At 56.7% G+C, this 21,695-nt stretch carries 19 protein-coding genes and 1 pseudogene; 6 read left to right on the top strand and 14 right to left on the bottom strand.

All coding sequences use genetic code 11. The annotated features are described in order from the left end of the window. The first annotated feature begins 235 nt into the window (after nt 1-235). Entirely contained in the window at nt 236-793 is a 558-nt protein-coding gene (locus AC13DJ_RS10410) for a helix-turn-helix transcriptional regulator (RefSeq protein ID WP_482933107.1), read from the top strand. Nucleotides 794-882: 89 nt separating this feature from the next. Here AC13DJ_RS10410 and AC13DJ_RS10415 read toward each other — a convergent pair whose 3' ends face one another. Next, entirely contained in the window at nt 883-1,923 is a 1,041-nt protein-coding gene (locus AC13DJ_RS10415) for a zinc-binding alcohol dehydrogenase family protein (protein WP_008172298.1), read from the bottom strand. A gap of 102 nt (nt 1,924-2,025) precedes the next feature. On the opposite strand from AC13DJ_RS10415, the gene AC13DJ_RS10420 reads away from it, so the two are divergent. Then, nucleotides 2,026-2,979 (top strand): LysR family transcriptional regulator, encoded by a 954-nt coding sequence (locus AC13DJ_RS10420; RefSeq protein WP_008172295.1) that lies wholly within the window; start codon nt 2,026-2,028, stop codon nt 2,977-2,979. Between the two features lie 15 nt (nt 2,980-2,994). Here AC13DJ_RS10420 and AC13DJ_RS10425 read toward each other — a convergent pair whose 3' ends face one another. From AC13DJ_RS10425 to AC13DJ_RS10435, 3 genes are read right to left on the bottom strand one after another with little or no spacing between them, the layout of a single operon-like run. Continuing rightward, nucleotides 2,995-6,045 (bottom strand): efflux RND transporter permease subunit, encoded by a 3,051-nt coding sequence (locus AC13DJ_RS10425; protein ID WP_014420757.1) that lies wholly within the window; start codon nt 6,043-6,045, stop codon nt 2,995-2,997. A gap of 1 nt (nt 6,046) precedes the next feature. Further along, nucleotides 6,047-7,201 (bottom strand): efflux RND transporter periplasmic adaptor subunit, encoded by a 1,155-nt coding sequence (locus tag AC13DJ_RS10430; RefSeq protein ID WP_474541072.1) that lies wholly within the window; start codon nt 7,199-7,201, stop codon nt 6,047-6,049. A gap of 23 nt (nt 7,202-7,224) precedes the next feature. Continuing rightward, complete coding sequence (locus tag AC13DJ_RS10435; protein ID WP_014420756.1) at nt 7,225-7,761, bottom strand: TetR/AcrR family transcriptional regulator; 537 nt, start codon at nt 7,759-7,761, stop codon at nt 7,225-7,227. A gap of 184 nt (nt 7,762-7,945) precedes the next feature. Here AC13DJ_RS10435 and AC13DJ_RS10440 point away from each other — a divergent pair. Continuing rightward, nucleotides 7,946-8,275: pseudogene (locus tag AC13DJ_RS10440) on the top strand (cytochrome c biogenesis CcdA family protein); the annotation flags it as partial. A 661-nt stretch (nt 8,276-8,936) separates the two neighbouring features. On the opposite strand, the gene AC13DJ_RS10445 reads toward AC13DJ_RS10440, so the two are convergent. The 3 genes from AC13DJ_RS10445 to AC13DJ_RS10455 all read right to left on the bottom strand — a co-directional run bounded on the left by AC13DJ_RS10445 (nt 8,937) and on the right by AC13DJ_RS10455 (nt 10,935). Continuing rightward, nucleotides 8,937-9,626 carry an RES family NAD+ phosphorylase gene (locus AC13DJ_RS10445; RefSeq protein WP_474541073.1) on the bottom strand — a complete coding sequence of 230 codons (690 nt, stop codon included), beginning with the start codon at nt 9,624-9,626 and terminating at the stop codon, nt 8,937-8,939. Further along, nucleotides 9,626-10,030 (bottom strand): MbcA/ParS/Xre antitoxin family protein, encoded by a 405-nt coding sequence (locus AC13DJ_RS10450; protein ID WP_474541074.1) that lies wholly within the window; start codon nt 10,028-10,030, stop codon nt 9,626-9,628. Before AC13DJ_RS10450 ends, AC13DJ_RS10445 begins: the two co-directional genes overlap by 1 nt. 146 nt (nt 10,031-10,176) lie before the next feature. Then, nucleotides 10,177-10,935 carry an SDR family oxidoreductase gene (locus tag AC13DJ_RS10455; protein ID WP_474541075.1) on the bottom strand — a complete coding sequence of 253 codons (759 nt, stop codon included), beginning with the start codon at nt 10,933-10,935 and terminating at the stop codon, nt 10,177-10,179. Nucleotides 10,936-11,212: 277 nt separating this feature from the next. Here AC13DJ_RS10455 and AC13DJ_RS10460 point away from each other — a divergent pair, with 277 nt between their 5' ends. Beyond that, nucleotides 11,213-11,887, top strand: coding sequence for a spermidine synthase (locus AC13DJ_RS10460; protein ID WP_474544170.1), 675 nt, complete (start codon nt 11,213-11,215; stop codon nt 11,885-11,887). 15 nt (nt 11,888-11,902) lie between these two features. Here the strand turns inward: AC13DJ_RS10460 and AC13DJ_RS10465 are convergent, their stop codons facing one another. From AC13DJ_RS10465 to AC13DJ_RS10475, 3 genes are all read right to left on the bottom strand, one after another. Further along, a complete protein-coding gene (locus AC13DJ_RS10465; RefSeq protein ID WP_474541077.1) occupies nt 11,903-12,205 on the bottom strand; it encodes a monooxygenase in 303 nt (100 codons plus the stop codon). Between the two features lie 78 nt (nt 12,206-12,283). Further along, nucleotides 12,284-13,303, bottom strand: coding sequence for a hypothetical protein (locus AC13DJ_RS10470; protein WP_482933108.1), 1,020 nt, complete (start codon nt 13,301-13,303; stop codon nt 12,284-12,286). A gap of 27 nt (nt 13,304-13,330) precedes the next feature. Beyond that, a complete protein-coding gene (locus AC13DJ_RS10475) occupies nt 13,331-14,806 on the bottom strand; it encodes a DUF3360 family protein (RefSeq protein WP_482933109.1) in 1,476 nt (491 codons plus the stop codon). 130 nt (nt 14,807-14,936) lie between these two features. On the opposite strand from AC13DJ_RS10475, the gene AC13DJ_RS10480 reads away from it, so the two are divergent. Then, nucleotides 14,937-15,326, top strand: coding sequence for a hypothetical protein (locus AC13DJ_RS10480; protein ID WP_482933110.1), 390 nt, complete (start codon nt 14,937-14,939; stop codon nt 15,324-15,326). A gap of 6 nt (nt 15,327-15,332) precedes the next feature. After that, entirely contained in the window at nt 15,333-15,935 is a 603-nt protein-coding gene (locus AC13DJ_RS10485) for a PAS domain-containing protein (RefSeq protein ID WP_482933111.1), read from the top strand. Here the strand turns inward: AC13DJ_RS10485 and AC13DJ_RS10490 are convergent. Genes AC13DJ_RS10490 through AC13DJ_RS10505 form a run of 4 tightly spaced genes read right to left on the bottom strand, consistent with a single transcriptional unit; the run spans nt 15,926 to nt 21,688 of the window. Further along, nucleotides 15,926-16,558: a condensin complex protein MksE gene (locus AC13DJ_RS10490; protein WP_482933112.1), complete on the bottom strand. Its 633-nt coding sequence runs from the start codon at nt 16,556-16,558 to the stop codon at nt 15,926-15,928. The genes AC13DJ_RS10485 and AC13DJ_RS10490 overlap by 10 nt on opposite strands. Then, nucleotides 16,551-17,978 (bottom strand): hypothetical protein, encoded by a 1,428-nt coding sequence (locus tag AC13DJ_RS10495; protein WP_482933113.1) that lies wholly within the window; start codon nt 17,976-17,978, stop codon nt 16,551-16,553. The genes AC13DJ_RS10490 and AC13DJ_RS10495 overlap by 8 nt, the downstream gene beginning before the upstream one ends. Further along, entirely contained in the window at nt 17,971-20,913 is a 2,943-nt protein-coding gene (locus AC13DJ_RS10500) for a coiled-coil domain-containing protein (protein ID WP_482933114.1), read from the bottom strand. Before AC13DJ_RS10500 ends, AC13DJ_RS10495 begins: the two co-directional genes overlap by 8 nt. Beyond that, nucleotides 20,906-21,688 carry a hypothetical protein gene (locus AC13DJ_RS10505; RefSeq protein WP_482933115.1) on the bottom strand — a complete coding sequence of 261 codons (783 nt, stop codon included), beginning with the start codon at nt 21,686-21,688 and terminating at the stop codon, nt 20,906-20,908. Before AC13DJ_RS10505 ends, AC13DJ_RS10500 begins: the two co-directional genes overlap by 8 nt. Between the last annotated feature and the right edge of the window lie 7 nt (nt 21,689-21,695).

The raw sequence follows: 21,695 nt of genomic DNA on the forward strand, positions 1-21,695 counted from the left end.
ATGGGGGAAAGGGGGAGTTGTGCCTGAATGCCGGAAACTGGCTAAATAATCGCCAACTTCGACCATGACCACTCGGATCTGGCACTACCAGGCTTGGTCTGCGAAGGTTGTTGGAGCACTATGAGAAATCCGGGCTAGCACGGTCATTTCCGCCGACTATCCGCAGGTTCTTTTACCCCTGTCCGACCTTGCAGAGCAAACATTGCAGCGTCGCCCGGACCTTAAAGCGGCCTATATGGCTATCAGGGCAAATGATTTTCGAACGTCCGTTGCCTACAAGGACATGCTGCCATCCATCAACCTGGAAACAGCGCTTAGCGAAACAGGCACATCGCCCAGTGACGCCCTATTGCGCAACCCGGTGTGGTCATTGCTCGGTCAGCTAACGGCACCCCTGAGCCGTTTGCATGAGTTCTACTACGAATTACTGAAAGGTGAAGCCGGCCATTCATTCAGAAACGCATTTGGTGTTGGGAACGAAATCGCCCGCTCGATTGAGTTCCTGTCATCCAACCTGGACAAAACTGTCACAATTGAAGACCTGGCTGATCAGGCTGGCATGAGCCGGGCGGTGTTCCATCGCAAATTCAAACAGGCGACAAACATGTCGCCCATTCAGTTTCTGAAATCCATGCGGCTCAACAAGGCCGCGATGAAAATTGCTGAAGGCCAAAACGTCAGCGTTGCCGCCATGGACGTGGGTTACCTGAGCTCGTCTCAGTTCAGCCGGGAGTTCAAACGCCTGTATGGCCTGTCACCCAAGCAGTGGAGCCAAACTGAAAAAGCAAGCTGACGGCCGGCTCTGGTATGCCATGTCTATCGGGGTAGTTCCGTGATCGGAACGCATGGTTTGTTATACGAGCCGGTGAGTTGGAATTTACGTCAGGCAAAACCCTCCAGCACAATCTTGCCAACGGCGGTTCCTGATTCCAGTTCGGCGTGTGCGGCACGTAGATTCTCGGCGTTGATCGCTCCGAGGTGCTTCCCTGCAGTTGTGCGGATGAAGCCTTGATCTACAAGCCGTGAGACCTCATTCAACAAGTCGTGCTGAACCTGCATATCATCCGCCTGGTGCATTGAGCGGGCGAACATGAATTCAATGTGTAATGACAGACTCTTCGGCTTGATTTTCATTACGTCCAGACTTGCGGGATCGTCGATCATGGCAATCTTTCCAAACGGCCTAAGCACCGCCACATAATCGTCGAAGTATTGATCTGTGGCGTTAAGACTGGCCACATGGGTTACAGAACCAATTTTGCCAGCAGACACCAGTGTTTCGATCTGGGGCTGCAAGGGTTCACGGTGATTCAGAACAAAATCCGCACCCAATGATTCAACCCAGGCCTTCGATTCCGGGCGAGATGCCGTAGCGAGTACTTTCGCGCCTGTTAGCTGTTTGATCAATTGAACTAGAATTGAACCCACGCCTCCTGCGGCGCCAATCACAAGGACCACGTCGTCGCTTGGAGTGATGGACCCAGCCAACTGTCGCTCAAGTTGCAGGTGGTCAAACAGCATTTCCCATGCTGTTATCGTGGTCAGGGGCAACGCTGCAGCATCGGCGTCGGACAGGCTGGCAGGCTTCCGACCAACCAGACGCTCATCGACAACCTGGTATTCGGCGTTGCTGCCCTGACGGGTAACGTCACCGGCATAAAATACGGTGTCACCTTCTTTGAAGAGTGAAGCGCCCTCGCCTGTTGCCACTACCTCTCCAACGGCATCCCATCCAAGTACTTTGATCTGGCCTGGTTCCGGCTCCGCCCGCTGGCGTACCTTGAAGTCAACAGGGTTCATGCCGATGGCTTTGACTCTGACCAGCAGGTCCCGGCCTTTTGCGACGGGACGTTCCATCTCAACATTTTGCAGCGCATCAGGGTTTTCGATAGGAAGAGATTCCCGATATCCAACAGCTTTCATTATCTGTCTCCGCAATGACTTTCGAGTAGCGCACAGTATGGTCGCCGTTTACACTCGGATAAACGGGAAAATTCGTTAAACATATTCAAAGAATTTTTGAAAATGAGTCTTGATGATCTGATCGTGGTTTTGAGGGTCGCTGAATTCCGCAACATTACCGCTGCCGCCACCAGCCTTGATATGCGAGCTGCCACAGCCAGCGCCGCAGTAAAGCGCGTAGAACAGGAGCTGGGTGTAGAGTTATTCGTACGCTCCACGCGAAGGTTGCGGTTATCTGCCGCCGGCGAGAAATACTTGCCTCACTGCAAACAAGCGATTGACTTGTTGAGCCAGGCGCAACAGAACCTTCGATCTGAAGTTGACTCTGTAACAGGCGAAATCCGGCTTTCGGTTTCATCCGATCTTGGTCGTAACCGCGTTGTGCCCTGGATCGACGAATTGATGGCAACGCATCCAGGTTTGAATCTCAGAGTTCAGATTACTGACACCAACGTGGACTTTTACCGGGATTCGGTCGACATGGCGCTTCGCTACGGCGCGCCCAGTGACACCAACCTGTATGGCTTCAAAATTTGCGATGTGCCGCGCCTGCTTTGCGCATCTCCTGATTACCTTTCGCGTCATGGTCGCCCCATTCATCCTGATGACCTTGAGAACCACAACGGACTGTTCTATCAGTTGCAGGACATCCCATTTGACCTCTGGACGTTCAAACGGGGAGACGAGGAATATCGAGTCAAAATGACGGGCGATCGCGCCTCAAACGATGGCGATCTGGTTCGCCGGTGGTGCGTCGCTGGTCGCGGTCTTGCGATAAAATCGTGTCTTGATATGTCGGATGATCTGCTTGCAGGCCGTGTCACCACAATCATGCCGGACTATGCGCCGCCGGTATCCGAGCTGTGGCTGATTTGTCCTACCCGACAGTCAATAACGCCGGCAATGAGGTTGTTGAGGGATGACCTGCGTGCAAAAGTAGGCGAACTGATGAATGCAATGATTGCCGGAGGCTTTTTTCCTCCGGATCGCTTGTCCGGAGGAAAAAAAGACGCCTGAAAAACAGCGGGTGCGTTATTGATGATAAGAAATTCTCATTAACGTGCAGTACACCACTGGCAGCACCACTAACGTCAATACCGTTGCAACACCCAAACCGAACACGATAACCAGCGCCATGCTCGCGAAGAAGGCATCGCTGAACAGAGGAATCATTCCCAACATGGTGGTTACGGCCGCCATAAGCACAGGTCGTACCCGGCTTACCGCGGCCTCAACCACCGCAGTGAATGCATCATCCTGCTGTTCTAACTGAATATTGATCTCCTCAACCAGCACAATGGCATTCTTCAGTACCATACCGATCAGACTCAGAGTCCCGAGCAGCGCCATGAATGTAAAAGGCGCGCCGAGCAATACCAGTCCACCAATGATTCCAATCATCATGAGAGGAACAATCATCCAGATAGACAGAGCCTGTCGGAAGCTACCGAACAACAGCATCGAAATAATGAACATCCCCAGCAGTCCAAGAGGCAGCGAGGAGAAAAGCGAAGTCTGAGCTTCGGATGAGGTCTCGTACTCTCCACCCCACTCAATCGAATAGCCGTGGGGAAGCTCCAGCGCGTCGACCTGCGGGCGGATCCTCTCCAGCACACTCGCCGCCGTCTCCCCCGACAAAGGCATGGGTTCGGCATAAACCGCCAACATCCGCTCCCTGTTTCTGCGTTTTATCAACGGATCCCGCAGTTCCGTATTGATGGCATTGATGACGTTGCCCGCGCTGACATAGCGGCCCTGCTCTTCACTCCAGACATTGATCGAGGTAAGGTTTTCGATGTCAAAACGCTGCTCCTCTCTTGACCGCATAATGATCGGAATGAGGTCGCTCCCCTCACGGTACACTCCAACCTGCTGCCCCTGATTATTCAGCAACAACGCCTGGTGCAGTGATTCGCGAGATACGCCAAGGCGCCGGGCCTGTTCTTCGAGGAACTCCGGTACGATCACGGCTTCCCGATTACCCCAGGACAAGCGCACGCTGTCGGCCAGAGGTTCATTTTCAAAAATTGCCTGCACGCGCACACCGATTTTCCGGAGTTCTTCGGGATCTTCTCCAAAGATACGAGCTTCAAGACTGGCTTTGGCTGAGGGCCCCACCTGCAAAGCCTGCACTTTGTAATGCACGTTCGGGAAGTCTGTACGCAGTTGCTCAATGACTTCCTCCATACGGGCCTCTCTCGACGCCTTATCCCGGGTCTCTACGATCAATTGGCCAAAACTGGCGTATCGCTGCTCCGGTGAATACGTCAACGTAAAACGCTGGGCTCCGCCACCGGTGACACTGGTCACCTGAACGACCTGGTCCATGTCATTCACGCGCGATTCCAGCCGCTTTACGGTCTCTTCGGTTTGCAAGATGTCGGCGCCCTCGGGCAACCAAAGGTCAACAAAGAAGAGTGGCGTTGTGGCATTCGGGAAGAAAGCATTCTTAACCTGTCCCGAGAACGATAGAACCCCAGCCAGAAGCGCGATCGCAAGTGTTAATGTCACGAAGCGATAATGAATCGCGTAGGTCAGCAGGCGGCGGAAGACGACGAAAACAATTCCCTTATAGGGGTCGTTATCGGATGACTGCCCGACACTCTCGAGCTTGTCGGGATAGAACATATCAAAGAAAAACGGGGTCAGAGTGAGTGCCGTCAGCCAGCTCAGGAAAAGCGAGTAGCACAGAACCCAGAACAGGGAGCCAATGAATTCTCCGGTGGTGTCTGGTGAAAGGCCGATAGGAGCAAAGGCCGTAATGGCAATCACGGTAGCGCCGAGCAGCGGGTACCGGTTCTGCGAGACCACTTCTTTGGCTGCCTGCCTTTTGGACTTGCCCTTGGAAAGGCCAATCATCATGCCCTCGGTGACGACGATGGCATTATCGACCAGCATCCCCAGCGCAATGATCAGCGCACCCAATGAAATCTTCTGGAGCTGAATACCGTGTATTGCCATAAGCACGAATGTACCCATGATGGTAATCAGCAGGATCAGCCCCATGAGCAGGCCACTTCGCAGCCCCATGAACAGCAAAAGCACAATAATGACAATGCCCACCGCCTGAGCAAGGTTCATGAGAAAAGCAGATACTGCCTCCTCGACTACTTCAGGCTGGTTATACACTGTGTTCAGTGTCATGCCGATGGGTTGCTGTTTTTCCAGGCGTTTCAAAGCCTCATTGAGACTCTCACCTACATCAACAACGTTGGTGCCCTCTGCAAATGACACGCCGATGGTCAAAGCAGGCAATCCGTCAGAGTGGTAAAGCAAGGCGGGTGAGTCATTGGTCACCCTGCGAACTTCGGCCAGATCGCTGAGCCGGATAATACCCGAATCAGCGCTTCCAACTGCCAGTTGCTCAAGTGCCTGAACGGAATCAAGCTGACCGGTTGGCTGAACGGATAACGACAGCCCTTCACTGCGCAGGTGGCCAGCGTTGCCCACCGTATTCTGCGCATTCAGAAGGCTTGCCAGGTATTCTGGCGAGATGCCAAGAGCACGCATACGGTCACGGTCCAGTGACACGATCATCTGCTCGTCGACACGACCACCGATACTGACTTTTGCGACGCCCTCCAACAATCGCAGTTCTCGCTGAATGAGATCCGCATGGTCACCAAGATCTTTCAGCGAGTAGCCGTCACCACGCAACGTGAGCAGCAGGCCGAAGACATCGCCAAAGTCATCGTTCACGATGGACGTGTTCACGCCTGGTGGCAGACCAGGCTGGGCATCATTAATCTTTCGCCGAAGGATATCCCAATACTGGTCTAACTCCCCTTCTCTGACCGTCTTCTTGAGTTGGACAGTAATCTGCGACAAGCCGTCCGAGTTCACCGAAGTAATGTCATCGATGCCCGGCATCTGCTGGATCGCTTTTTCCAGAGGCAGCGTAACCTCCTCCTCGACTTCAAGAGGCGTTGCTCCGGGATATTGGGTGGTCACCAAGGCGGAACGTAACGTGAACTCCGGGAATTCAAGCTGGCCAAGACCCAGAAACGCGAACATGCCCCCAACCCCAAGCAACAGCGTGACCATCCAGCTGATGGACTTCCGATCAAGAAAATAATCGACCATCTCAGAGCCCGCCCTCTTTTTCCCAGGGACGGACCGAACGATCCCTGTTCATCCGGTGAGCGCCGGCAACCACGATTCTGTCGCCCGGGCTGAGCTCTCCCCGAACAAGCACGCCATCGTTCATTTTCTTACCCGGCTCGACATCCACCGGCTCGACGCTGCCCGTGTTATCGCCATTCTCACCATCGGCAGCAGCCACGTATCGCCAAACCACGCTAGTGCCGGGTTCTGCGTCAGGTGTTACAAGCGCCGCGGTTGGTATCAGCCACGACGGGGCGCTCTCTCCAGCCAATGTGCCGTAATCAAGCAGAACGGTCGCGCTCATCCCCGAAAGCACTGTGATGTCCTCGGGTTCAGGGAGCGTTACGGTAACCTCATAACTGAGCGACCCCTGAGAGGCATTGCTGTCATGCTCTTTGTAGCTCGCGGCGTAGCGTTTATCGGGAAGCTCGGGAAACTGTACCCACGCGATAGTGTTGCCATTGGCGCGAACGTTCCTGGATCTCTGTGGTTGAAGGCGGCGGACCTGTTGTTCAGGCATCTGGAACGAGACGTCGATAGAGCCGGGCCGTTGCAGTTCGGCAATGGCCTGCTGCGCTGATACAACCTGAAAGACATCCACCGGCACCCGTGAAATGACGCCATCAAATGGCGCTTTGAGAACGGTATAGGAAAGTTGGTCCTCCGCGCTGGCCAGTTGCGCTCTGGCAGAGAGGTACTCGGCCTCGGCCTCATCGAAACGGGCCTGACTGATGGCCTGGCGCTCCAACGATATTCGCATTCGCTCGAAGGTGGCCTGTGCCAGATTGAAATTTGACCGGGCGTTTTCCAGGCGGGTTCTTGCGTCCCGATCGTCCAGGCGGGCAACGACCTCCCCTTTTTCCACAGTGTCGCCTGCTTTAACGGCCAGCTCCGTCAGCTCTCCTCCCACTCTGAAAGAGAGTTCTGAATGGTCAGACGCCGAGACTCTGCCCGGATACTGATTGAGCGTGCCTGACTGCGCCTGCTCCAGCGTCATGAGCTTTACCGGGTAGACAGTTTGCTGTGTCAGAGGGGGCGCCTCCGCCGAACATCCCATCACCAGGAGGCTCGAAAGCATTGCAAGCGCTTGTAGGCCTCTCAAGGGCATGGAGGTACTGACCATCTTGAATTTCATAACGCGTCACTCTCCAGAAAAAATTAGGTATTCCGACGATCGGCAACCGCATCCCAAGCCATATTAAACGCTAATTCGATATGCTCATCGGTACCTTCGAACGACCCTTGCAGGCATCGTTGAACGAGGTGGTAAATCGGGCGGAACATAAACGTTTCGAGAAGTGGAAAAGGTACCGGTTTGATCAGCCCGGATTGCTTTCCCTGATCAACTGCATTCAAAAGATTTGCGGCTCGGCTTTCGTTTCGTGCCTGGATCTCGGGAGTCATCCAAGCAGAATGCGTGAACGTCTCGTGGTAGCGGAATAGTTCCGGACGCTCAAGGCCGATCCGGAACAGTGTGTGCCACTGGCGTCGCAGTCCTTCACGCAGATCTTTCCCGCGAGAAAAACTGTCCAGCGCCGCATCAATGACCTGATCGCTGACGTAATAAAATGTCGCCAATAAAAGCTGTTCTTTATCTTCGTAATAGATGTACAGCGTGGCTGGTGACAAACCCGCAGCCTTGGCTATCTTGCCAACCGAGGTTGCTGAAAAACCGTGATCTGCTACTTCCCTCACGGTAGCTTCCAGGAAGGCTATTCGTTTCGAGTCGTCTCTTTGCCGCATTTGTCTGCTCAACGCTTCAAATTGGTCGGCCTAAAATAAATGAACGTTCACTTATTTTCAAACCGAAAATATAGGCGTATACCGAAGTAGGTGCCCTACTGAAGACTAAATTCCTGATCTTGCAACCTGGGGAATTGGCGCCGCGTTTGCCATCGGCTGGACACCCTGTATAGGCCCCATACTCGGGGCCATATTGGCGCTCAGCTCCACGCATGCCAATGCTGAGGCGGGCATGCTGTATCTGGCGGCGTATTCGTTGGGGTTGGCTCTTCCTTTTCTCGGAACCGCCCTGTTTATTGAACACTTTCGGCAACGAGTACGCTGGCTCAGTCGCTGGAGTAGACTGCTGAGAGCGCTTGCTGGCTTGGTGCTCGTTGTAATGGGAGTAATGGTGCTCACCGGTCGGATGACACTCTTTGCGTCGTGGATGTTGTCGACGTTTCCGGTTCTCGGAAGGCTTGGTTGAGCTTCCTACAGCCAAACTACAGGGAACGGTCCATGGCTTCATGCTCAAATACTGCGTATAAACAGGTTTCATGAACAAATGGGGCCGCTATTTCGTTAACTAATGGCTTTGCATTGCCGAACCATTGAAGCGGCTCATTGTTCTTCAGGACTGAATTAAAAACCGGTTCGCAGTGGAGGATCTTGAACGTTCGCTTTTGTTTAGCAGCGGACTGATCGAGGCGTCCGGTTGAGGCCGCAGTCCTGCGAGGTCATTGTAGTGGTCAATAAAAAATGGACAGACCACACGAATCACTGTTGAATGCATGAAAGATAACCCTAAGGACCTACATGAGCATAAAGCCTTCCAAGCTATCTCAGCATTTATGGAAGCGTATCCAGGCGGACAAGTTGAGCACGCTAACTAGTTGACGCTGGATGCAATGGCTCTGAGTTCATTCTCCGAGCAAAAACCTTAGAAAGAACCCAAATAACGATAGCATGCTAACATTTGGCCAGAAGCGGACAGACTCGGGAAAAGGAATCACCCCCAGTGGCACAGCTGGAACTGGGGGTATTTTTGGGGGCACAAAGTCAAAAAAAGAAATTTATATAGCTTATATTTCAATACGTTAAATATAAATTCGATACCTGCCGGGGGCACCACCTTCCCTGCGCCACAATCAAACCCCAACCACCTTCTTCCGGTCCACAATCTGCCCGTCCCGCACAATAAACTCATAATGCGCGGTTTGAACAATCGATTGCACCCGCTTGGGCGTAAACAGCCCCCAACATGTGGCACCCGGGTTTCTTACTGACCAGTACTGGATCCCTTCGGAACCGGCTGAACGAAGCTGTGCACCGAGTGCGCGGGCGGCGGAATAATCCTCAGGGTGATAAATGTCGCTGGATTCCGGCAACACCGTTGCGTCGTGAATATCTTCGCCAGCAAAGGTGCAGGCCAGCCCCCGGAACATCAACCGATCGAACTTCAGACCTTCAATGTTGGCCAGGTACCGGCCCTGATGGTACTGCACTTCCGAAAGCGCGGTCTCAATGGTATCGGCGATGTACAGCATACCGAAATCACCGGTGCTGAACCGGCTTCCCTCCGGTGCAACGTGGGTAAAGGGGGCTGCGGCATAGTGGCAACCGGGAATACCCCAGGGGATTTCGTTCAGGTCGATGTAATTCAGGCTGCCGACTTCCTGCCGGAGCCTGGGGTTGGTCAGTGCCTGCAGGTCGAACAAGTCCTGAAACTCGTCCGAATCCGCTACATCGTTAAAAATGTCGATGGGTGGCAGCCGGGTGTTGATCAGGCGAAAGCCCTTGGTTTTTGGCAGGGTGATGGCGGGTAACTGCGGCACCATTACCAAAGACCGCCCCGCAGCGCATCAATGCGCCGGAAGGTTTCGTACAAGGCCGCGAAATCACCACTTTCGATCACCTCCAGCGGAGCCCTGCCATGGAAATACGGATTGTGATTACGCTTGTGCATGAAGCCGTACACGTTGTCCGGGTTCTCGAACACAATGCGCAGGGCTTGGTGCATATTCAGCAGGTAACTGATCCGGGTAAGCTGGTCTCGGTCCAGGCGGGCACTGTCCGGATCATTCCGGTATTTATAGAAGGTGGCTTTGGGCAGGCGGAGAATGGCCTGCATCTGGTCGGCATTGCATCCCCATTTCTCAAGAATATTGAACGCCGCCTTAAGGCCGCTGACTCCCATCTTGCGGGCTTCAGCGGGCGATTTCTTCTCTGCCAGTGCACTCATGGCCGACCTCCTGTAACCAATTCGGCTTCACGCCTGATATTCCCATTCTAGACTCATGTTTAGAATAAGTCTAAAACGGGAATCGCGTGAGAATTCCGCGTACAGTAAGCCTGCTGCGGCCCGGTGTTCAATCTGGCCGCAACCGACTACTCTTCGTAGATCATCTTCCGCGTCATGCCGCCATCCACCACAAAATTCTGCCCTGTGATAAATGACGCCTCCGGCGAGATCAGGTAGGCAACCATGGCGGCAATATCCTCCGGGGTGCCCACGCGGCCTGCGGGATGTTGCTGGTGATCTGACGCTGACAGTGGCTCCGGTTTTTCAGTCCTTCCCTGCCAGCCACGGGTATCAATCCAGCCGGGGCTGATGCAGTTCGCACGAATATCCGGGCCAAGGCTAACCGCCAGTGCATGGGTCAGCGCAACCAGGCCACCCTTGGTTGCCGCGTAGGCCTCGGACTCCGGCTCGGACTGAAGCGCCCGGGTAGATGCCATATTAACGACGGCACCTTGAGCTTCCCGAAGATACGGAACCGCGTGTTTGGTCACCAGAAACGGCCCGGTCAGGTTCACGTCCAGGCGGCGCTGCCACTGTTCAAGGCTTAGCTCTTCTACCGGCCCGGTGTGGGGGTCAGCAATGCCGGCATTATTGATAACGGCGGTAAGGCCACCTGCCCAGTTCACGGTTTGCGATATTATTCGCTCGACATCCGGCTCGCTGGCCACATTGCCCCGGACAAAAAGAATGTCGTGTTCTGAACTGGCCACCAGTTGCTCGCCAGCAGTTTGGTCAGTGTCACAGAAGATCACCTTCCAGCCGGCCGAAGCCAGGTGCATCACAATGCCCCGGCCAATACCTTTTGCCCCGCCAGTTACCAGGGCCACGTTTTGTGTTGATTCCAAGTTCAGCTCCAACAGTTCCTGACCTTCACTCCACGGCCGGCGTTACCCCTGCCGGGCAGCAGCTCGTGCCGTTTCGGCACCAATGCCCGATGAAGCTCCGGTTATCAGCATGACCGGTTGATCTGTCATAAGTGCGCTCTCCTGTACTCTGGGCTTTAAAAATACGGCTATTTGATAATAACTGCAGTCTAACAGCTATTCTTCAAGGGGGTTTTGGCTGAAAACAACGGTGCCATCAGGTTAGAATGCGGCCTGATCCCGCCAACCGGAACCCCTCATGGCCCGCTTTGATGAAATTGGCACCGCAACCATTCCCGGCAACGGAACCCGTTTGCGTTTGCTGCAACGCAATGACGAATTCTCCATCAAGATTGCCGGTGCGCCCGGTGAGCTGATGAACAGCCGGTTGCACGGCTCGGAAGACGCTCTGGCCACCCTTGCCTGCGAACGTATCGCACACCTGCCCGAGCCCCGGGTGCTGATTGGTGGGCTAGGCATGGGCTTCACCCTGGCGGCGGCTCTGTCTTCACTGGGCGACAGCGCCCAGGTGACGGTGGCCGAACTGGTTCCGGAGGTTGAAGCATGGAATCGCGGGCCCTTGGGCGCCGCCGCAGGTTACCCGCTGAACGATGCACGAGCCAGGGTACACATTGGTGATGTGGCGGAATTGCTCAAAGAGGGTAACGGCAACTGGGACGCCATCCTGCTGGATGTGGACAACGGCCCGGAAGGCCTGACCCGCAAGGAAAACAACTGGATTTACTCGCCGGAAGGCATCGCCGCCGCCCAGAAATCCCTGAGCCCGGACGGCATCCTGGCCTATTGGTCCGCCGGTCCTGAACAGGCCTTCACAGAAAGGCTGCGCCGGGCCGGTTTCTCGGTAGAAGCGGTGGTAGTGCGCGCCCTGCGCCCGGGCAAAGGCGCAAGGCACACCATCTGGCTGGCCTGGTAGGCTTAAACGGCCCGGTCAGACCGGGCCGTGATCAATCGCCGACAACGCATCGTTCACCTGAAACACCTTGGCATTCACCACCGGCACTCCGAACCCTTTAAGGCGTGCCGAATGCATGTCCAGGTACTTCCGGGCGCTGGCCTCATCTTCGAACAGATAAATACCGCCCGCCTCCCTGGTTTCCGCATTCTCGGTCCAGATCTTCCAGATAAACCCGGGTTCTTTGGCAATGGATTCCGCCAGCTCTTTCATGGCATCGGCCATCTCCTGCCCGAACGGGCCATCAAAGGGAAAATCCACCTGCAACAATGTTTTCATCTCAGAATCTCCGTAACGGGGGCAGACCCCCGGTACACTTTGCCGCAGCAAATGTATTGGGGGTCTGACCCCGGTTGGTTATCGGCGGGCGGGGATGAACCAGAGGCACACCCGGGCCAGCCATCTCAGTATCAGAAACAAGGGTAACAGGATCAGGAACCAGCCGGGCACCTGTATCATCCACGGTGGCACACCGAGGACTTTTGCGGCCCCGGCAAACAGGTCGTTCAGTAATACCGGATGGCGCACGGCTACGTAGGCAAGTGCCGCCACGGCCGGCCACTTGGCATAGCCGATCATGGTTGATGCCATCTGCCCTGCCCTGGCCAAACGGGAGCCATAGGCAGCTGAGCGTGCGGTTACGGTAGTTGCCCGGGCGGTAGTGGCCGCTGCCCGACCGGCTTTGAGGAATTTTACCGCGCTGCCGATCACTACGGCATCCACAGCCGCCCAGCCAATGTCACTGACACTGATGGGCTGGTCGGTTCGGTAGCGGGACTCCAGGGTGCGAATGCCGCTGGTGAAAAACCGGGTAACGCCTTCGGTAATACGTTCGGTCCAGATCCATTCAATGCTGCCATCCGGCGCCACCACAAACTGGCCGGTGAAATCCTGCCCTTCCTTGTTGGCAAAGTTCACTGCATACCAGGCCCGCTGTTCGGGTGTAAGGGTTTCTCGAGTTCCGGCTACCCGGTTCAGCATTTCGATGGAACTGACCGGGTTGCGGTAGAAATGGATAACCGGTGGAATCAGGTATTCGCCGTGGGTTTTCAGGGCTTCCCGGAACTCCGGTTCTTCACCGAACAGTTCCAGTAATTGGCGTGTGTGTTCAGGATAAACCTGCAAGGCCGCCTGCGCCTTTAACAGCAGCAGGCGATCACTCCGATAATCCAGTAGCGTGGCCTGCACCGGCAGCGATTCTGAAAGTAGCTGCGAATCTGCCCCGAACACTTCCTGGGAATGCAGGCGCACCAGTCGTTCTTCAACCGGCTGTGGCTGCAGCCGAAGCGCCACCAACACGGCAACCACGAGCGCTATCACCGCCAGCCAGGGCCAGCTCCGGCGGCGAGGGGTTCTGAACAGCACGGGCTCCGGCATTCGCCACTCCTGCTACTGCGAAAAACCTCAGTCTACACGGAAAGCGTCCACCATAGGCTCGATGCCCGGGAACATTCCGATGGCCAGCATAACCACGCACAGGATAACAAAGACAATACCCGGGATGATCCAACGGCCGATATGGCCCAGTTCCTTACCGCGTTCCTTACAGCCGATCAGCCCAAGGTTATCCAGCAGCACCGTCAGCGACCAGCCAAACACCGGATTTACCAGCGCAGACGAGAAAATCACGATGGCTGCAGACTCGGTGGTCTTGCCCTTGCGGGTCATCTGCATGCCCGCCTCCAGCAACGGCAGGAATACACCCACCATCAGCGCCACACTCAGCACCGGCGGCCATACCGCCAGGTCCATCGGGTAACCCAGCACTGCGGTAGCCGCACACAACAACCCGGTAAGCACCGCACCCGCCGCAATGGGCCGCTTGGCAATGGCTGCGGGCACAATGTAAGTACCCCAGGATGACGCAATGTTACCGCCACCCAGCGCCGTTCCCACCACCTGGCGGGCCGAGGCAGAGACCATGGTATCGTCGATATCCATCAGCACACGCTCGGTTTTTGGCGGGTAATTCAGCTTCTGGAAGACCTGGTGCCCCAGAAAATCCGGAGACCACATGGCTACCGCCAGCACCGCAAACGGCGCCACGGCCATAAAGCTGTAGACGTCCGGAAGGCCCAGCTGCCAGCCGGTGGTTTCGCCCCACCAATAGGCCGGGTTCATATTGGGAATGCCCGGTTCGGTCACAAACTCGAACGGCGCACCCAGCGCAAAGGCCACCACACCGGCTATCAACGAGCCCAGCGGGATCGCCAGCCAACGCATTTTCACATGCTCCAGCCAGGCGTACATCACGATGGTCAGCAGCACCACCAAAAAGGCGATGTAGCCCTTATCGAACCCTTCAGCCCAGGTGAACAGCCGTCCGATCTGGCTGGTTACCCCGATAAACCCGAGATACAGCAGCAATCCACCACACACGCCATTGCTGGTTAGCCGGGCCAACAGGCTGCCGCCCCGGGTAATACCCAGAATAAAACCCAGCACACCGATCATGATCCCCAGCGCCATGGGATGCCCGCCAGAGGCAACAATCAACGGAATCATGGGAATCAGCGGGCCGTGGGTACCGGCCAGGTTACTGGTGGGGTTCAGAAAACCGGAGATCAGGATGACAAACAACAGCGCTGCGATGATCATTTCGAAGCGCACGTTTTCGGTTACGAATTCTTTCGAAAGCCCCAGCGGGCCGGCGAAGGCGGCCACAATTGCGGCAACCATCACCACTTTGCCGATGGTCGCGGCCATGGCGGGCACCAGGTCTTCCCACTCGAAGCGGTAATCACGGAACGGCAGGTTTGGCCGCCACCGCCTCGGCGCCATCACCTGCAGTTCATGCTCCAGGTATTCCCGACGCGTTGCAAAGTGCGACCGGGGTTTTCGATCAGATAAATAGCTGTTGTTAGCGTTGTTGTCTGTCATAACCACTCGCGATTTGGAATTTTTATTAAGGCGCGGATACTAGAGAGACAGAAGCACACTAACCATTGGCTCTTTGGCTAAGGCTGGAGTTAAGATAGAGCTGTGCGACCGGAGGGTGTGACCACAAACGATGGATATACTTGAACAAAAGCGCCGTGTAATCACCACGGCCATCATCGCAGTGGTGCTCACCGGCATTGTGATTGCTGCGATTGTCGCCACCCCGCTGATCAACCAGCTGCATTCCCAGGCCTCCCGCTCGGCCGGCAATGTTGCCGACGCCAAAACCCAGAACATCCAGGTCATCCTGGACCAACATCAGGACCTGGCCCGCCTGACCGCCAGCGAGCGCCTGACGGGCGACAAACAGCCCCGCACCTTCAAACTGACTGACCCGGACGGTGCCTCGGTACTGGCGTTCATGAGACCCTTGGGCGATTACAACTGGGAAGTTCACATGAATTACCAGGTCTCTGAGGTATACGCTCAAGTCACAAACGATATCAGGCGCTCCCTGTAACCGCTGATGCATGCACTGGTGTCCCAGACATCCGAGATCGCCAGATCCACCGAAGAACTGCGATTGGCCCACCAGGTGTTCGAACACACCCAGGAAGCCATAGCCATCTGCAAGACGGATTTCACCATTGTCCGGGCTAACCCGGCCTTTCTGGAGAGGGCCCAGACAACAGCACGGGAGCTGTCCGGGCGCAACATGATGGAGTTTCTTGATGCAGGCAACCAGGACCGGGATCCCGTCGGCGAACGCTTGCACCGCCAGCTGATCGCCGAGGGTGCCTGGCAGGGAGAGGTCTGGCTCAGGAACCCCAAGGGTGAGGTGTTCCCCAACCTGCTGACGGTGTCTGCGGTGCAAAACAATCAGGGCCAGATCAGTCAGTATATTCTGACCTTCAGCGACATCAGCGAACGGGTAAAGAACGAGAAACAGATGATCGCCACCCTGAACGAAACCTTCCAGATTCAGGGCCACACGATCGGTATTGGCGCTTCCGTCGGCATTGCGCTGTATCCGGATAACGGCATGACCGCCGAAGATCTCATGAGAGAAGCCGACGCCGCCATGTACCGGGTAAAAGCCGGTGGCCGGAACAACCTGGCCTACGCCTGACCGCCCTGCTCGTACTCCTGAACCAGCTGGTCGAGGAAGTACATACCGGCAGAGCTGAGGAAATACCGGCCGGCGCCGGAGCGGAACACCAGGTTCCGCTTTTCCAGGTAATCCAGCGCTTCACTCAGGCCTTTCTCGAATCGAGCTGCCCGCAGAATGTCCTGGTAATCCTCATCGGCCGCAAGGTTGGCCAGGTCCTGCTCGTTCAGGCCGGCTTCCGGCCGCCCCAGGTAATCCAGGTCCCGCCCGCTACGGGCAAAGTAACGGCCAATCAGCAGCAATATCACCTGCACCCGGAAGGCGTTCTCATCGTGCTCTTCGCTTTCATCGTCACTGCTTTCTTTCAGGAAGAAGAACGAGCCGGTTTCGTTGAACACCAGTTCGCTGCCCAGGTGCTCGTAGAAAGTGCGGAAATGCGAAAGATGATTGTATAGCAGGTTGTAGAGCGGATTGGCCCGCAGCTCGGAGCGGTTGTTGTCCCACGCATCCCGCACGATCACCCGGCCGGCCTGGAATTCCCGGTAAACAGCGGCGCTGTGGGCCGGCAGGATCTGCTCGAAGCTGCTGGCTTGTGGTTCGTTCAGGTTGTTTTCTGCATCCCGGGTTTCCACGAAATCAGGCATGATCAGGCTCTTGTTCGGTGTGAGTCGTAGTGGTTTCAAGGCGGCGCTTGCGGTACACAAACTGTTCGCTGTCCGGCGCCTGTTCCAGGGTTCGGAAGCGGTTGGTTGTCGTCACCTGCATCCCCTCGGGCGGAGAATTAACCAGCCGGTTCAATGCCGCCAGCAGGTCCGGGAAGCGATAGCCCGGGATAAAACCGTCCAGCCGGCCGTGCAGTTCCCGAACCAGGTCCGCCGTGGGCCGCAGCTCCAGGGTTTCCAGCCACTGGTACAGCTGGTTGATGCGCTGAACGTCGATGCGGCTGTGGCGACCGCTGCCGTCCACTTCCTGAAGAACTGGCACTTCCGCTTTCCGACGCAGGTCGCTCAGGCGCAGGTCCAGCTCGCTGAACAGCAACTGGTAGTAACTGGACGACTGGCCGAAGGCGTAGTGTTTCGGCCGCTGCTGCGCCCGCAAACCCACCAGGAAGCCCGTGCTGCGGGCAAAATCGCCGCCTTCCAGCCATTTGCGGCGCAGGCTCAGGGTTTCGGTGTCGTCTTTCAGCGTGCGCAGCTTGCCGTAGAAATGCTCCATGGCGTTGTACTGGGCCATGCCCCGGCGGGTTTTGCGCAGGAAGTGTTCCACCTCCTGGGCTACGGCCTGGATGGGCTTGTACAGGGCGTTCAGGCTGATAGACGAACGGAACAACTGATCCGCCAGGCTGTGGTCGCCGTGGCTTTCCAGCAGGCGCACCATGGCTTCCAGGGTTTCGAACAGGTTGCTGCCGTCCGGCAGGCGGGTGTCCGGGTTCAGGAACACCAGCGTGGGCTTGATGTGGCGCTCATACAGAGTGACGATCTGCTCGAACAGGTTCTGTCGGAACTCCAGGTATTTCTCCGGCGCCCGGCTGGCGTCGCCGGACAGATCCGCCAGCTGGGCGCTGATGGTCTGCATGCGCAGCACGTTCTGGCGCAGCAGGCCGATCAGCTGGCTGACCCGTTCGTTCAGGTCGTCCCGCAGTTCGGTGTAATCCGGATCAACCTCGCTGAAGCTGCTGATTTCCAGGCGGTTGCGTACGTCCCGCAGGGTCACCAGGTGGCCCCGCAGGCGGGCGTCGGTTAATTCCTGATAGAGCGAGGCGTTGCAGGCCCGCATCAAGTTGATCAGCGCATCCTGGAACACCAGCCGGCGCTCGCCATCGGCTTTGATAATGTCGATGATCAAGCCACTGCGGAACAGGTTGTCGGTGTTCATGGCCAGCCGCACCCGTTCCCGGTCCGCCTTGCCGAGGCTGCGGGTATAATCCATCACCTCGGCCACCAGGTCGCTTTCGCGGATGTACCGGGCTTCGTTCCGGTCCATGCGCTCGATCATCCGGAACAGGATCTTCGGGTGCTCGAACAGCAGCCGCGTGGTGTCCAGGGTGCTGAAGCGTTTACTCATCCACCGGCTCCAGCAGGCTGTTCTGGGTCTGGTCGGCCCAGTGGCTCAGAGATTCACCACCGGTAAAGCCTTCCGCACCACCCCAGAACACCAGTGTGCGCTCCTTGCTGTAGGGCCGCGCGGTGCGCATCTGCCCCACTTCCAGGTGCCGGCCAATCAGGTAGATCACTTCGGCACTGGCGCTGTGGGTAGCAGCGGAGAACAAGTTGAAGCCCTGCTTGCGAAGCCGTTCCAGCAACGACGGCATCTGGCTGATGTCTACACTGGCCAGCTCGTCCAGCACCATGGGGAAGGACAGCTGCACGCCCGGATACAGCACCCGTTTGAGCAGCCGGTACACCAGTTCCAGGTTGATCAGCGCGGTGGTGGAGGTGGACTGGCCTTTCTTGTCCAGGTTGGCGGCGTTTTCCTTGCGGGTGCGGTAGGAAATACCGGTAATCACCTTGTCCATGGTCAGGCGCTTGCTGCCGCCCTGCTCCCCAAAAAAGTCCGCCACAAACACCCGCAAGCGGTCGTAGAAGGCGTCGGACTGCAGCTGGTTGCCATACGGATCGATGTTGTTGGCTTCTTCCACCAGGTTGCGGAATTTCAGGTCGGTGTGGATATCCACCCGGATTTCCACCAGGTCGTTGATGCGCACCCCATCCAGCTCACGGTTCAGCTGGGCCTCGAACCGCGCAATGTGTTCGTGGTTGGATTTCAGGGCCTGTCGGTAACTGGCCACGGTTTCGTTGTGAATGCCAACCTGCTGTTCCAGCACGCTCCAGCGCTCGGCCATGCCGGCGAACAGGTCCGACAGGCTCTTGAAGGTTTCCCGAATAACCGAGGATGTCGGGCTGTCTTTCTGCAGTTCGCCGTCGCTGTCTTCGTGAATACCCAGGTACACAAACTGGCGCAGGTGATCGAGGATGTTACGGCGGCGCTCTTCCAGGTCGTCCAGTTGGCTTTGCAGGTCATCGAAAGCGGCGGCAGACACCCGCTCGATATCCAACGGTTGTTCTGCCTGCACTGCTTTCAGGTGCGGGAAACGGTGTTCCACAGTTCCCACGCTTTTGCTCAGGGCCGCCAGCTCGCGCTCCCGCTCTTCAATACGCTCTTTCTCGGCCCGGGCCCTGGCGGCTTTTTGCTGCAGTGCATCCTGCTTTTCCTGCTCCAGACGGGCCTGTTCGTCCAGCTTCGCCAGCTGCTCTTCGGCCGCCTGTTTTTCTTCGGTGGCGTCCCGCAGGGTGGTGGCAGCGGCTGGATAACGCTGAAGCGTCTCAAGATCTTTTTCGATGGCCCGGATTTCTTTTGCCGTGCGTTCAATCAGCTTGGGCCGGTCGTGTTCCTGGTTGGTGGTGTCTGCCAGCTCTGAGCGTTCTTTCTCAAGGCCGTTCAGCTCGCCCTCAATATGGTGGCGTTGCTCGGCGAAATTGGTGTGCCGGGCCGGTTGGCTCTGGTATTCGGTGTCGAACCAGTCAAAGCCATGGTCGTTGGGCACGAACAATCGGGCGAAGGCTTCAATGGTGGCCTTGCTGTCAGCATCCAGGTCCTGGCCGGGGCTGGCCATCATCAGCCGAGGGTCAACCGCCCGCAGCGGCGCGGCAGTGGCTTCGTCCAGCTGGTTCTGCAACTGCCACTGCTGTTTGCTTTCCCGGTCTTTCAGGCTTTCCAGCTGGCGTTCCAGCTCCAGCTTCTTGCGCTGGATCTGTTCCAGGCGAATCTCGGCCTGGGCAGCACTTTTCAGGGCGGCCAGGTGGCCCCGCTTGCCTTCGCGCTCTTCCTTCTGGATGTCCGCAATTTCCTGCAGGGTCATCTCGCCGTATTGGGCAACCAGCAGCTCGCCGTCTTTCTGGTTCTGTTCCGCCTGCTTGATTCGCCGGTCAGCGGAGCGGATCTCGCCTTTCAGTCCGCTTTCTTCCTGTTCCAGCTTTTTCAGGGTTTGCAGCACATGGCGCAGCGTTTCGTTCTGTTCGTTATACGCCTCCAGCGCTACCCGGCGTTTGGCACCAATGTCTTGCAGCGCATTCGCCACGCCATCCCGGAATGCGGCAAAATCGTGCTGACTGCGCAATAACGTTTGATAGGCCTGGTAGTCGCGATTCAGCTTTTCAAAGCGGGGGCGCTCCTTCTCGATTCGATTGAGCTGGCTTTGCTGCTGTTTGAGCTGGTCGTGGCGATTAAGAAAATCGTCGATGTTGAAATCAAAGGCGTCGTCGGCAAATTTCTTATCCGCCTCGATGATACTCGCCACCGCATTGGCCATGGCCTGGTCGTCGGCCTTCATTTCGAACAGCAGCAGAATCAGGGTGCGCAGGGACTGCACCCGACGCTCGTCGGATTCCCCCAGCGGCAATACAGAATAGCGAACCGCGTCGGCGTTCATCAGCTCACTGCTGTAGAGCATGGATTTGAGTTTGGCCGGGTCGTTGACCAGTTTCGTTTCTTTCGACAGTTTTTTCAGCGCCTCTGACAGCCGACTGAACGAGAGCTCCGGCACCGCCTGGCCAATGCCGTCTTCATCGTCGCCGTCCCAGAACAGCGGCCGTAGCTGGTCGTAACTTACCGGTACAAAGGCACGGCCATAGCTGAGCTGACTGGCGTTGTCCCGGTACAGAATCTGGCAGTGGGTGCCGGCCGGGTTCTCCGCCTCCATAATCAGGAAACTGAACTGACTGGGGAAATAGTGCTGGTAGCTTTCTTCGTTGGTGTAGAAACTGCCGGCGCTGGCGTTGCGGAACGCGAATTTCTTGCGGCTGTTCTTGAAGTTGTTTTCCGGCAACAGGAACAGGCGCAGGCTGTTCAAAAGGCTGGACTTGCCCAGGTTGCCCGGCCCCAGAATCAGGCCGTGGTTGTCCACCGGAATTTCCACGTAACAGAAGCCAGCGGAATCCACCAGCACCAGGCGGCGAATGCCGAAGTTAAAGGTGCTCGCGCTCGCCTGTGAATCACTCATCCAGAATCATCTCCTGCTCCATGAATTTGCTGGTGGCCCGGAAGGCCTGCGCCAGCGACACAAACCCCAGATCTTCCGCCAGCATGATGGCCTTTGTAAACCTTTCGGTGGCGTCCGGGGTTTTGCGGAAACAGCCAAGCCAGGGTTTCCACTCAGCGGGCTGGAGAAAACAGGCCTTGTCGCCCAATACGGACTGCACTGACGAATACATCTGCAAACCGCCGGCATCGTAATCGAAGGCGCAAAGCACCTCATCGTACCGTTTCAGCCAGTCCAGATCCGCCGCGCGGGTAATCCGGTTTCCGCCACCGAGCACGACATCGCAATTTGTGAGATCCACCGGCCGGCCCAGACACTCCCCGGCAAAGGCCAGCATCTGGCGGTGATGGTAAAAATTTCGCTCGTTTTCCACCACCAGCACCCGGGGCGCTGGCCTGAAGCCGATATCCACCAAATCCCCGGTAATCACCACCGAATCCGGCCGGTTGCCTGTCAGAGCGTGATGGTAAACCAGCAGGAAGCTCACCTCGGTGCCATGGCGGTGGGAATCTCCTTTCCTGGCTGCATCCACCCTGCTCACCGGAGTTGCGGCCTGTTCCCGAAGCGTTTCGAATACAGCTTCATCCAGAACGGTTACCCGCCAGCGGTTCGGCCCCGTTTTCTCGGTCGAAAAAAGCTCCCGGTGCCGCTGACGCAGTGCCTCCGGCAGCTTTTTAAGAAAGGCCTCGTAGTTGATCGCCTGGCCCTTAAGGATTCTCTTGAGGTAGTCGTTCAATGGCTCG

It is taken from the genome of Marinobacter sp. L-46 (assembly GCF_056859535.1).

Bases quoted from the DNA above. Each gene is read 5' to 3' on its own strand.
- AC13DJ_RS10490 (WP_482933112.1), bottom strand. From the start codon at position 16,558: ATGCCTGATTTCGTGGAAACCCGGGATGCAGAAAACAACCTGAACGAA.
- AC13DJ_RS10495 (WP_482933113.1), bottom strand. From the start codon at position 17,978: ATGAGTAAACGCTTCAGCACCCTGGACACCACGCGGCTGCTGTTCGAG.
- AC13DJ_RS10470 (WP_482933108.1), bottom strand. From the start codon at position 13,303: ATGCCGGAGCCCGTGCTGTTCAGAACCCCTCGCCGCCGGAGCTGGCCC.
- AC13DJ_RS10410 (WP_482933107.1), top strand. From the start codon at position 236: ATGGCTATCAGGGCAAATGATTTTCGAACGTCCGTTGCCTACAAGGAC.
- AC13DJ_RS10500 (WP_482933114.1), bottom strand. From the start codon at position 20,913: ATGAGTGATTCACAGGCGAGCGCGAGCACCTTTAACTTCGGCATTCGC.
- AC13DJ_RS10430 (WP_474541072.1), bottom strand. From the start codon at position 7,201: ATGAAATTCAAGATGGTCAGTACCTCCATGCCCTTGAGAGGCCTACAA.
- AC13DJ_RS10480 (WP_482933110.1), top strand. From the start codon at position 14,937: ATGGATATACTTGAACAAAAGCGCCGTGTAATCACCACGGCCATCATC.
- AC13DJ_RS10460 (WP_474544170.1), top strand. From the start codon at position 11,213: ATGGCCCGCTTTGATGAAATTGGCACCGCAACCATTCCCGGCAACGGA.
- AC13DJ_RS10425 (WP_014420757.1), bottom strand. From the start codon at position 6,045: ATGGTCGATTATTTTCTTGATCGGAAGTCCATCAGCTGGATGGTCACG.
- AC13DJ_RS10420 (WP_008172295.1), top strand. From the start codon at position 2,026: ATGAGTCTTGATGATCTGATCGTGGTTTTGAGGGTCGCTGAATTCCGC.
- AC13DJ_RS10465 (WP_474541077.1), bottom strand. From the start codon at position 12,205: ATGAAAACATTGTTGCAGGTGGATTTTCCCTTTGATGGCCCGTTCGGG.
- AC13DJ_RS10415 (WP_008172298.1), bottom strand. From the start codon at position 1,923: ATGAAAGCTGTTGGATATCGGGAATCTCTTCCTATCGAAAACCCTGAT.
- AC13DJ_RS10475 (WP_482933109.1), bottom strand. From the start codon at position 14,806: ATGACAGACAACAACGCTAACAACAGCTATTTATCTGATCGAAAACCC.
- AC13DJ_RS10485 (WP_482933111.1), top strand. From the start codon at position 15,333: ATGCATGCACTGGTGTCCCAGACATCCGAGATCGCCAGATCCACCGAA.
- AC13DJ_RS10445 (WP_474541073.1), bottom strand. From the start codon at position 9,626: ATGGTGCCGCAGTTACCCGCCATCACCCTGCCAAAAACCAAGGGCTTT.
- AC13DJ_RS10450 (WP_474541074.1), bottom strand. From the start codon at position 10,030: ATGAGTGCACTGGCAGAGAAGAAATCGCCCGCTGAAGCCCGCAAGATG.